At 58.4% G+C, this 10,355-nt stretch carries 10 protein-coding genes; 8 read left to right on the top strand and 2 right to left on the bottom strand.

The genetic code is table 11. The features are described 5' to 3' along the window. Positions 1–356: 356 nt before the first annotated feature. Together KGA98_RS05440 and KGA98_RS05435 are read right to left on the bottom strand one after the other, a co-directional pair. Complete coding sequence (locus tag KGA98_RS05440; protein WP_223501727.1) at positions 357–1,577, bottom strand: CaiB/BaiF CoA transferase family protein; 1,221 nt, start codon at positions 1,575–1,577, stop codon at positions 357–359. Positions 1,578–1,588: 11 nt separating this feature from the next. Continuing rightward, positions 1,589–2,770 (bottom strand): acyl-CoA dehydrogenase, encoded by a 1,182-nt coding sequence (locus tag KGA98_RS05435; protein WP_008053124.1) that lies wholly within the window; start codon positions 2,768–2,770, stop codon positions 1,589–1,591. A gap of 157 nt (positions 2,771–2,927) precedes the next feature. Between KGA98_RS05435 and KGA98_RS05430 the strand changes: the two genes are divergently transcribed. The 8 genes from KGA98_RS05430 (at position 2,928) to KGA98_RS05395 (ending at position 10,354) form a co-directional block, all read left to right on the top strand. Next, entirely contained in the window at positions 2,928–3,827 is a 900-nt protein-coding gene (locus KGA98_RS05430) for a LysR family transcriptional regulator (protein WP_218494514.1), read from the top strand. Positions 3,828–4,262: 435 nt separating this feature from the next. Continuing rightward, positions 4,263–5,384: a Re/Si-specific NAD(P)(+) transhydrogenase subunit alpha gene (locus tag KGA98_RS05425; RefSeq protein ID WP_057712568.1), complete on the top strand. Its 1,122-nt coding sequence runs from the start codon at positions 4,263–4,265 to the stop codon at positions 5,382–5,384. Between the two features lie 11 nt (positions 5,385–5,395). Further along, positions 5,396–5,749 carry an NAD(P) transhydrogenase subunit alpha gene (locus KGA98_RS05420; RefSeq protein WP_057712569.1) on the top strand — a complete coding sequence of 118 codons (354 nt, stop codon included), beginning with the start codon at positions 5,396–5,398 and terminating at the stop codon, positions 5,747–5,749. After that, positions 5,746–7,182, top strand: coding sequence for an NAD(P)(+) transhydrogenase (Re/Si-specific) subunit beta (locus tag KGA98_RS05415; protein WP_223501724.1), 1,437 nt, complete (start codon positions 5,746–5,748; stop codon positions 7,180–7,182). The genes KGA98_RS05420 and KGA98_RS05415 overlap by 4 nt, the downstream gene beginning before the upstream one ends. A 213-nt stretch (positions 7,183–7,395) precedes the next feature. Beyond that, complete coding sequence (locus KGA98_RS05410) at positions 7,396–8,889, top strand: acetyl-CoA hydrolase/transferase family protein (RefSeq protein WP_223501721.1); 1,494 nt, start codon at positions 7,396–7,398, stop codon at positions 8,887–8,889. A gap of 319 nt (positions 8,890–9,208) precedes the next feature. Further along, positions 9,209–9,424: a DUF1127 domain-containing protein gene (locus KGA98_RS05405; RefSeq protein WP_008018491.1), complete on the top strand. Its 216-nt coding sequence runs from the start codon at positions 9,209–9,211 to the stop codon at positions 9,422–9,424. Between the two features lie 257 nt (positions 9,425–9,681). Further along, entirely contained in the window at positions 9,682–9,891 is a 210-nt protein-coding gene (locus tag KGA98_RS05400) for a DUF1127 domain-containing protein (RefSeq protein WP_223501719.1), read from the top strand. 142 nt (positions 9,892–10,033) lie between these two features. Further along, positions 10,034–10,354, top strand: a complete 321-nt coding sequence (locus KGA98_RS05395; RefSeq protein ID WP_057712572.1) for a DUF2388 domain-containing protein — start codon at positions 10,034–10,036, stop codon at positions 10,352–10,354. The last annotated feature ends 1 nt before the right edge of the window (position 10,355 follow it).

The following is a 10,355-nucleotide window of genomic DNA, read 5'->3' as shown; positions in this document are numbered from 1 at the left end:
ATTATTTTCAGAAGTTTTCCAAGTTTCCTTTTCAACTTCAACCACTTGCGCATCAGATCTCTCATCAGCGGGAGGCGAATTCTACAGCGTTACACGCTGCTGTCAACACCTCTTTTTCAACTCCCTTTCGGCTTCGATGAACTGAAGCAACCTGCTGCCGAAAACTGCGTAACTCTTTGTTTACCAAGGAGTTTTCCGTTTCGACTGCGCCGGAAGTGGGGCGAATTATAGAGATCTGGAATCTGCCGTCAAGCACTGATTTAGGTTTTCTATCAATAAGCTGCAGAAAGCAGCAAAACACCCCAAAGGGTGCCTATATAGAGGAGCCGAAACACCCTCTATATAGAAGAGACCTATCAGAGAACGCCAGAAGCCTTGAATGCGGACACCGCCCCGGCATCCAGACCCAACACACGCTGCAAAACTTCAAGCGTGTGCTCACCCAGCAGAGGAGGTGCAAAACGATACTCAACCGGCGTCTCCGACAATCGAATCGGGCTCGCCACCTGAGGCACCATCCCGGCCAGCGCATGCGGCAACTCGATAGCCAACCCACGTGCCTTGACCTGAGGATCGGCAAACATCTGGGCCACGTCATTGATAGGCCCGCATGGCACGCCAGCCTGTTCCAGTTGCGCCACCCATTCAGCGGTAGTCTTGAACACCGTCGCCTGGCGGATCAGCGGAATCAGTATTGCCCTGTTTGCCACCCGCAGCTTGTTAGTGGCAAAACGCGGATCGTCCGCCCACTGCGGCTGCCCGGCCACTTCCGCAAACTTGCGGAACTGACCATCGTTCCCGACGGTAAGGATGAAATCGCCATCCGCCGTAGGAAAATCCTGATAAGGCACGATGTTCGGGTGAGCATTACCCAAGCGCTTAGGCGCGTTGCCTGTCGTCAGGTAGTTCATTGCCTGATTGGCCAGACAAGCCACCTGTACGTCCAACAGTGCCATATCGATATGCTGACCACCGCCGTCGTGATCCCGATGCGCAAGCGCAGCCAGGATCGCGACAGTCGAATACAGCCCGGTCAGGATGTCCGTCAGCGCCACGCCAACCTTCACCGGCCCCGCACCCTCTTCGCCTTCAGGTCGCCCCGTCAGACTCATGAGGCCGCCGAGCCCCTGGATCATGAAGTCATAACCCGCACGCTTGGCATAAGGACCGGTCTGGCCGAACCCGGTGATCGAGCAATAGATCAGATCCGGATTGATCGTCTTCAGCGTTTCATAGTCCAGGCCATAAGCCGCCAGACCGCCGACCTTGAAGTTCTCGATCAGGATGTCCGACTTGGCCGCCAGTTCACGCAACAGCTTCTGCCCTTCAGGGCGAGTGAAGTCGATGGTGACAGATTGCTTGTTGCGATTGGCCGACAAGTAATAAGCAGCCTCGCTGGTATTCTCGCCATAAGCGTCTTTAAGGAACGGCGGTCCCCAGGCGCGCGTGTCATCGCCGTTACCCGGACGCTCGACCTTGATCACTTCAGCGCCAAGGTCGGCCAGGATCTGCCCGGCCCAAGGCCCGGCCAGCACCCGCGATAAATCCAGTACCCGTAGATGCGATAGCGCGCCCATGGACGTTCTCCTTAATAGAACGCCTGGAGGCCGGTTTGCGCACGACCGAGGATCAGTGCATGGACGTCGTGAGTACCTTCATAGGTGTTCACCACTTCCAGGTTGACCAGGTGACGCGCCACACCGAATTCATCGGAGATGCCGTTGCCGCCCAACATATCGCGAGCCATGCGCGCGATATCCAGGGACTTGCCGCAAGAGTTGCGCTTCATCATCGAGGTAATTTCGACCGCAGCGGTACCTTCGTCCTTCATACGACCCAGTCGCAGGCAGCCTTGCAGCGCCATGGTGATTTCAGTCTGCATGTCGGCCAGCTTCTTCTGGATCAACTGGGTAGCGGCCAGTGGGCGACCGAACTGTTGACGATCCAGGGTGTACTGGCGAGCAGTGTGCCAGCAGAACTCGGCTGCACCCAGCGCACCCCAGGAGATGCCGTAACGTGCCGAGTTGAGGCAAGTGAAAGGACCTTTCAGACCACGGACGTCCGGGAAGATGTTCTCTTCCGGAACGAACACGTTGTCCATCACGATTTCACCGGTGATCGATGCCCGCAGGCCCACCTTGCCGTGAATCGCCGGAGCGCTCAGACCTTTCCAGCCTTTCTCCAGAACGAAGCCGCGAATGTCACCGGCATCGTCCTTGGCCCAGACCACGAACACATCGGCGATCGGGCTGTTGGTGATCCACATCTTGCTGCCGGTAAGGCTGTAGCCGCCTTCCACTTTGCGCGCACGACTGATCATCGCGCCCGGGTCGGAGCCGTGGTTAGGCTCGGTCAGGCCGAAGCAGCCGATCCACTCGCCCGACGCCAGTTTCGGCAGGTACTTCTGCTTTTGCGCTTCGGTACCGAATTCATTGATTGGCACCATCACCAGCGAGGACTGCACACTCATCATCGAACGATAGCCGGAGTCGATGCGCTCGACTTCACGGGCGATCAGGCCATAGCTGACATAGTTCAGGCCGCTGCCACCGTATTGCTCGGGGATGGTTGCGCCCAACAGGCCGACCTCGCCCATTTCGCGGAAGATCGCCGGATCGGTCTTCTCATGACGGAAAGCTTCGAGGATGCGCGGCGCAAGGCTTTGCTGAGCGAATTGCGCAGCCGTGTCGCGAATCATTCGTTCTTCTTCAGTGAGCTGTTGATCCAGCAGCAGGGGATCGATCCAGTTGAAGCTAGCTTTACCGCCCATGAGTGTGTCCTCTCGAATCGGGTCAAATAACGTAGGCTGATCCTAGGCCCGGATCGGCGCGACGGCAAACGAGGATTTTGCATACTGTTGTGCTAATTTCTCACTCCGAAACGTCGCAAAAGAGCTTTTATGCGATGTATTAGTGAGGTTGACGTACATGCGCAGAAAGATACCCAGCACCACCGCCCTGATCAGCTTCGAGGCCGCGGCGCGCCACGAGAGCTTCACCAAGGCCGCCCAGGAGCTTTCGCTGACCCAGGGAGCGATTTGCCGACAGATTGCCAGCCTTGAAGAGTTCCTCAGTGTGGAACTGTTCCGACGCTCGCGGCGCGGGGTCAAGCTGACGGAAGCCGGACTCTCCTACAGCCGTCGGGTGGCCACTCAGCTCGATGCCGTTGAGCGCGACACCTTGTCCGTGATGGGCCAGCAGGGCACCAACGTGATCGAACTGGCCGTAGTTCCGACCTTCGGCACCCAATGGCTGCTGCCGCGACTCAAGGATTTCCAGCAGAAACACCCGGAAGTGACGGTCAACCTGACCAACCGCACGCGGCCGTTCCTGTTCGCCGACACGGATTTTGATGCCGCCATCTACTTCGGCGACGCGGATTGGTCGGGTACAGAATCCCACAGGCTGATGGGTGAAAATCCGATGCCCGTTTGCAGCCCCAACCTGCTCGGAAACAAGACCAGTCTGACGCCCGGGGAAATCGCCGACTTGCCTCTTCTGCAACAAACCACTCGCCCCTATGCCTGGCGCCAATGGTTCGACTCCCAACACCTGAATGTCCCGCGAGACATGACGGGCCCCCGCTACGAGCTATTCTCCATGCTCGCCCAGGCAGCCATGCACGACATGGGCATTGCCCTGATTCCACCGTTCCTGATTCAAAGGGAGCTGAAAGAGAAACGCCTGGTGATCGCCAACCCCCAAGCACTGTCCAGTATCAAGGCTTACTACCTGATGATTCCTGAGCGAAAGGTCGAATCCGCGTCTTTAAAGGCATTTCGTGACTGGCTGGTAAATCAGGCGTACAGCTACAGCCTAGAGGGATAAAGGCTCTACAATGTTATTTGACCCCGTAGTCAGCAAAACAAAAGCCCTACAGATATACGTATTTGTCGCATAGCAGCAAACTGTATCGACAAGTCGTACAAACGTCCCACAAGCGCCTGATGACGCGGCTTTGCGCCACTATTTCGAGGCAATGCCGCATCATTCATACGGCCGATGTGTAAATTCTTCAATTTCGGCCAGAATCCTTGAAAAGCACGGTCTGCAAGGGATTGAGCCGGTTGGTTGCGACATTCGGTCACGGGGTGACTTGTAGTTAATTTTCCGTCACCCGTCATAATCCCTTGAAGGGCACAAAGTTCGCCTGCAAAATGCCGCGCCCCGCCCTGATTTGGCGGGATCGTGCTGATCGGCCGCCCCAGCCGCACCATCCGTAGTGCATGGGTTTACTCAATAAGATCACGCAGGAGATTTGACGTGCACATTGGTGTTCCTCTCGAAACCCAGACCGGTGAAACACGGGTTGCTGCAACCCCGGAAACCATCAAGAAGCTGATCGGCCAGGGCCATAAGGTCACTGTACAAAGCGGCGCCGGCATTAATGCCAGCGTTGTCGACAGTGCCTATGAAGCGGCAGGCGCAAGCATTGGCAGCGCCAACGATGCGTTTGGTGCCGAGCTGATTCTCAAAGTCGTCGCCCCCAGCGACAGCGAGCTCGCCCTGATCAAGAGCGGCACCGTAGTGGTGGGCATGCTCAATCCGTTCAGCAATGAAACCATCGCCAAAATGGCCGAATGCGGCATTACCGCCTTTGCCCTGGAAGCCGCGCCGCGCACCTCCCGCGCCCAAAGCCTGGACGTACTGTCGTCGCAAGCCAACATCGCCGGCTACAAGGCTGTGTTGCTGGCCGCGCACTACTACCCGCGTTTCATGCCAATGCTGATGACCGCTGCGGGCACCGTGAAAGCGGCGCGCGTGCTGATTCTGGGTGCCGGTGTGGCCGGTTTGCAGGCCATCGCTACCGCCAAGCGCCTGGGGGCAGTGATCGAAGCGTCTGACGTGCGTCCTGCGGTAAAAGAACAGATCGAATCCCTCGGCGCCAAGTTCGTCGACGTGCCCTACGAGACCGATGAAGAGCGCGAATGCGCCGTCGGTGTCGGCGGTTACGCCCGCCCGATGCCGGCCAGCTGGATGCAGCGCCAGGCCGCGGCCGTGCACGAACGCGCCAAGCAGGCGGACATCGTTATCACCACCGCGCTGATTCCCGGCCGCAAGGCACCGACGCTGCTCAGCGCGCAAACCGTGGCCCAGATGAAACCGGGGTCAGTGGTCATCGATCTCGCGGCAGCCCAGGGCGGCAACTGCCCGCTGACCGTGGCCGACCAGGTGGTCGTCGAAAATGGCGTGACCATCGTGGGCCCGACCAACCTGGCCAGCGCCGTGGCGGCTGACGCTTCGGCGCTGTACGCCCGCAACCTGCTGGACTTCATGAAACTGTTGTTCGATAAAGAAGGACAACTGGTGATCAACCTTGAAGACGATATCGTCGCCGCGTGCCTGATGTGCCGCGACGGCCAGATCGTGCGCAAGAACGGCTGAGGATAAAAACAATGGAAGACATGCTGATCTCTGACGGTATCTACAACCTGATCATCTTCGTGCTGGCGATCTATGTCGGTTACCACGTGGTCTGGAACGTCACGCCTGCGCTGCACACCCCGTTGATGGCGGTGACCAACGCGATCTCGGCGATCGTGATCGTCGGTGCCATGCTGGCCGCGGCCCTCACCGTGACGCCACTGGGCAAGACCATGGGCACCCTGGCCGTGGCCCTGGCCGCGGTCAACGTATTCGGTGGCTTTTTGGTCACCCGCCGCATGCTGGAAATGTTCAAGAAGAAAGCGCCGGCAAAAGCTCCGGCCGCCAAAGCTGAAGCAGTCAAGGCTGAGGTGCAGCAAGCATGAGCATGAACCTGGTTACGTCCCTGTATTTGATCGCCTCGGTCTGCTTCATCCAGGCGCTCAAGGGCCTCTCGCACCCCACCACGTCGCGCCGTGGCAACCTGTTCGGCATGCTCGGCATGGGCCTGGCGATCCTCACCACGGTCGGCCTGATCTACAAGTTGGGCTCCGAACTGGCCCAGGACGGTATCGTCTACGTCATCGTCGGCCTGCTGATCGGCGGCACCGCCGGTTCGATCATGGCCAAACGCGTTGAAATGACCAAGATGCCGGAGCTGGTCGCCTTCATGCACAGCATGATCGGCCTGGCCGCGGTGTTCATCGCCGTGGCTGCCGTGGTCGAGCCGCAGTCGCTGGGCATCGTCAAGCAACTCGGTGACGCGATCCCGGCCGGTAACCGCCTGGAACTGTTCCTCGGTGCCGCCATCGGTGCAATCACCTTCTCCGGCTCGGTGATCGCCTTCGGCAAGCTGTCCGGCAAGTACAAGTTCCGCCTGTTCCAGGGCGCACCGGTACAGTTCAGTGGCCAGCACAAGCTGAACCTGCTGCTGGGCCTGGCCACACTGGGCCTGGGCGTGACGTTCATGCTCACCGGCGACTACACCGCTTTCGGCGTGATGCTGGCGTTGGCCTTCGTGCTCGGCGTGCTGATCATCATCCCGATCGGCGGCGCGGACATGCCCGTGGTCGTGTCGATGCTCAACAGCTACTCCGGCTGGGCAGCGGCGGGCATCGGCTTCTCGCTGAACAACTCGATGCTGATCATCGCCGGCTCGCTGGTAGGTTCGTCCGGTGCAATCCTCTCGTACATCATGTGCAAGGCGATGAACCGCTCCTTCTTTAATGTGCTGCTCGGTGGCTTCGGCAATACGGCGGACGCGGCCGGCCCGGCGAGTTCGAAAGAAGCCCGTCCGGTGAAGTCCGGTTCGGCCGACGACGCGACCTTCCTGCTGACCAACGCCGACACCGTGATCATCGTGCCGGGCTACGGTCTGGCAGTGGCACGTGCGCAGCACGCGCTGAAAGAGCTGACCGAGAAGCTGACCCATCGCGGCGTGACCGTGAAGTATGCGATCCACCCGGTTGCCGGTCGTATGCCCGGCCACATGAACGTGTTGCTGGCCGAGGCCGAAGTGCCTTACGACCAGGTGTTCGAGATGGACGACATCAACTCCGAGTTCGGCCAGGCCGACGTGGTACTGGTGTTGGGCGCCAACGACGTGGTCAACCCGGCCGCGAAGAACGATCCGAAATCGCCGATTGCCGGCATGCCGATCCTCGAAGCGTTCAAGGCCAAGACCATCATCGTCAACAAGCGCTCGATGGCCAGCGGCTACGCCGGCCTGGACAACGAACTGTTCTACCTGGACAAGACCATGATGGTGTTCGGCGACGCTAAAAAGGTCATCGAAGACATGGTCAAAGCCGTCGAGTAACCCTCTGCGGCACACGGAACGCCCCGACTCGTCGGGGCGTTTTTGTTTGCGCAAATCGTCGGACAAACTATCCTTTTGTTACCGATCCGGTAACGGTGTTTTGCTTGAAAGGCCCGGAATAGACGCCTCGATTGCGACCTTGGTAGCGGGACAGAAGCCGGCGCAATTCACTAGACTGCACGTCCTGCTACCTGTTACCCGAGATAACAATCCATGTACCGTGACCGTATTCGCCTGCCTTCGTTGTTGGACAAAGTGATGAGCGCTGCCGACGCTGCCGCTCTGATTGAGGACGGCATGACCGTCGGCATGAGTGGCTTTACTCGCGCAGGCGAAGCCAAGGCCGTCCCCCAGGCGCTGGCCGAGCGTGCCAAGGTCACGCCGCTCAAGATCAGCCTGATGACCGGCGCAAGCCTGGGCAACGACCTCGACAAGCAGTTGACCGAAGCTGGCGTGCTGTCGCGGCGCATGCCGTTTCAGGTCGACAGCACTCTGCGCAAGGCGATCAATGCCGGCGAAGTCATGTTCATCGACCAGCACTTGTCGGAAACCGTGGAGCAATTGCGCAACCAGCAATTGAAGCTGCCGGACATTGCCGTGATTGAAGCCGTGGCGATCACCGAGCAAGGGCATATCGTGCCAACCACCTCGGTCGGCAACTCGGCCAGCTTCGCGATTTTCGCCAAGCACGTGATCGTCGAAATCAACATGGCGCACAACCCGAATCTCGAAGGTCTGCACGACATCTACATTCCGACCTACCGCCCGACCCGTACACCGATTCCGCTGGTCAAGGTCGACGATCGCATTGGCAGCACCGCCATCCCGATTCCACCGGAAAAAATCGTCGCCATCGTGGTCACCAACCAGGCTGACTCGCCCTCCACTGTGCTGGCGCCGGACGTCGAGACCCAAGCCATTGCCGACCACCTGATCGACTTCTTCAAACAGGAAGTGGCAGCCGGGCGCATGACCAACAAGCTCGGCCCGCTACAAGCCGGTATCGGCACCATCGCCAACTCGGTGATGTGTGGCCTGATCGACTCGCCGTTCGAAGACCTGACAATGTATTCCGAGGTGCTGCAGGACTCGACCTTTGACCTGATCGACGCGGGCAAGCTGAGTTTTGCCTCGGGCAGTTCGATCACCCTGTCGAGCCGGCGCAATGCCGACGTGTTCGGCAATCTGGAGCGCTACAAGGACAAACTGGTTCTGCGTCCGCAGGAGATCTCCAACCACCCTGAAGTCGTGCGCCGCCTTGGCATCATCGGCATCAACACGGCACTGGAGTTCGACATCTATGGCAACGTCAACTCCACTCACGTCTGCGGCACGCGGATGATGAACGGCATCGGCGGCTCGGGCGACTTCGCGCGCAACGCACACCTGTCCGTGTTTGTGACCAAGTCGATCGCCAAGGGCGGTGCGATCTCCAGCGTGGTGCCGATGGTCAGCCATGTTGACCACACCGAACATGACGTCGACATCCTCGTGACCGAAGTGGGCCTGGCAGACTTGCGAGGCCTGGCGCCTCGGGAGCGTGCCCGGGTCATCATCGACAAGTGCGTGCACCCGGATTACCGCCAGGCGCTGAATGATTACTTCACCACCGCGTGCGCCATCGGCGGGCACACCCCGCACATCCTGCGTGATGCCCTGAGCTGGCACATCAACCTGGAAGAAACCGGGCAAATGCTGAACAAGTAATTTGTACAGATAGCAGCTGACGCAAACACAGTTTCGTCAGCTTGCTCCTGCTGCTTCACATTATGAAAAAAACTGTACTACTGTACCGGTCATTTCCTAAGGAAAACTCCTACCTCGTCGAGTCAAAACAGCAGATTTGCACCTTAACAGTGCAGACAGGTACAGTTACCTCAAATTCGACCAGTACACCCCCTATAAACAGTTAACTGAGCTCGCACAATACAGGTGAACTGTATCTACAGAGACTAGGCAAACGAGAGGATCATGGGCACCAGTTAAGCCACTACCTAATCCCGCCATAAGCGGAAGGATGAAAACCATGGAACGTACACTCAGTTCCGAACTGTTCTTCGAAGACACCGCTGCAAAAACCCAGGCTTCCCTGCCTCTGCGCGTTATCGCCAACTTGATGCTGTGGCAGCGCCGCATCACCAGCCGCCATCAACTGGCTCGTCTGGATTCGCGTCTGCTGGCTGACGCCGGGATTAGCGAAGCACAACGCTACGAAGAGCTGAGCAAGCCGTTCTGGCGCTAAGTTAGCGTCGCTGGCTCTGACCTGAAGGTCCACCGCCAGCAACCCGAATTGAAAAAACAAAACCCGTCGTGGGAAGCCACGACGGGTTTTGTCGTTTTGGCCTGTCAAATCCACTTTTACAGTAGGGAACCCTGAGCACCAGTACAGTTTGCAAAAACTACAAACTGGATGAGTACAATATCGTCGCAGTGTGTCTGCAATGGATATTCGACCGGTGTCAGCATGGAGCCTCCACTTATCAGGACAGGGAACGCGCCATGAGTTCTTTACAGGATGTTTCGACCCCATCATTTCGATCAAGACCTTGCCTGCACTGGGTCAGAGATCTGCTGACAGGATTCTTCGCTAGCCTGGAAAGGGCGAGAACACGACGTTTACTGGCTCAACTCGATGATCGTCAGCTATCGGATCTTGGCATCAGCCACGCTGAGCGCATCAATGAATTGGATAAACCGTTCTGGCGCTGACTGCCTGTTTGCATGACGGGCTGTTCGAACTGACACACTCAGGCCTAATATCAAGTCAGAACGTGGCGAGCGCCAAGCGCCTGGCGTCTGACTTTGCAGACACTGCGCCATTTTTCAACTGGTTTACCCAAAGGAGTTACCCATGTCCCGTCTCCGCCTGCTCAGCGCTGCAGCCCTGTTTGCCGTGGCAGCCAATGCCAGCGCAACCAGCTTCATCGTGACCACCGACGCTGTAGTTAACGCGCTCAAAGCCACATCCGATGCGACCTCCGACGTCATATCGTCGTCCTTCAAGGATGACAAGATCGTCCTCGCGGCCCGTGATGACGCTGCCAGCTTCGTCGCCAGCGAAGGTTCCATTCGCGGAGTGAAACTGGAAAGCGCCATCGACCACATTCACCGCCAGGCGCCACAGCTGAACGCAACCGACGCACAACTGGCGCAGGCGATCCTGACGATCTAAA

Source organism: Pseudomonas sp. BF-R-24, from assembly GCF_019947335.1.
Classification (GTDB): domain Bacteria; phylum Pseudomonadota; class Gammaproteobacteria; order Pseudomonadales; family Pseudomonadaceae; genus Aquipseudomonas; species Aquipseudomonas jessenii.
Note: the sequence above shows the minus strand (reverse complement) of the source record. Positions and strands in the feature narration are given on the sequence as shown.

Bases quoted from the DNA above. Each gene is read 5' to 3' on its own strand.
- KGA98_RS05440 (WP_223501727.1), bottom strand. From the start codon at position 1,577: ATGGGCGCGCTATCGCATCTACGGGTACTGGATTTATCGCGGGTGCTG.
- KGA98_RS05435 (WP_008053124.1), bottom strand. From the start codon at position 2,770: ATGGGCGGTAAAGCTAGCTTCAACTGGATCGATCCCCTGCTGCTGGAT.
- KGA98_RS05430 (WP_218494514.1), top strand. From the start codon at position 2,928: ATGCGCAGAAAGATACCCAGCACCACCGCCCTGATCAGCTTCGAGGCC.
- KGA98_RS05420 (WP_057712569.1), top strand. From the start codon at position 5,396: ATGGAAGACATGCTGATCTCTGACGGTATCTACAACCTGATCATCTTC.
- KGA98_RS05415 (WP_223501724.1), top strand. From the start codon at position 5,746: ATGAGCATGAACCTGGTTACGTCCCTGTATTTGATCGCCTCGGTCTGC.
- KGA98_RS05410 (WP_223501721.1), top strand. From the start codon at position 7,396: ATGTACCGTGACCGTATTCGCCTGCCTTCGTTGTTGGACAAAGTGATG.
- KGA98_RS05405 (WP_008018491.1), top strand. From the start codon at position 9,209: ATGGAACGTACACTCAGTTCCGAACTGTTCTTCGAAGACACCGCTGCA.
- KGA98_RS05400 (WP_223501719.1), top strand. From the start codon at position 9,682: ATGAGTTCTTTACAGGATGTTTCGACCCCATCATTTCGATCAAGACCT.
- KGA98_RS05395 (WP_057712572.1), top strand. From the start codon at position 10,034: ATGTCCCGTCTCCGCCTGCTCAGCGCTGCAGCCCTGTTTGCCGTGGCA.